The 252-nt window shown below is 39.3% G+C and carries 1 pseudogene; it reads right to left on the bottom strand.

Annotation, left to right across the window (positions count from 1 at the left end):
- A pseudogene (locus tag RYX56_RS23980) lies at positions 1-252 on the bottom strand (dihydrolipoyl dehydrogenase); the annotation flags it as partial.

Here is a 252-nt window from a genome sequence, read left to right as displayed (position 1 = left end):
ATTTGGTTCGATTGGAAGAGATGTTTAATTCCCCCTTGAAGCTTTGAGACGACTCCGTCTTTTCTTTTCACCAATTTACTGAAATCAATCGAGCCAACCGTAAGATTCATTCCAAATTGATTGGCTTCTTCAGCAGCTAAAACCCAGTGACTATGCTGTAAATAACTTTTGGAGGGAATACAGCCTACATTTAAACAAGTTCCACCGATTGCCTTTTTTTCAATGACTGCTACTTTTTTTCCTAGCTGTGCC

Source organism: Alkalihalophilus lindianensis (assembly GCF_032843265.1).
Classification (GTDB): domain Bacteria; phylum Bacillota; class Bacilli; order Bacillales; family Bacillaceae_D; genus Alkalihalophilus; species Alkalihalophilus lindianensis.
This window is presented reverse-complemented; position numbering and strand designations above follow the sequence as displayed.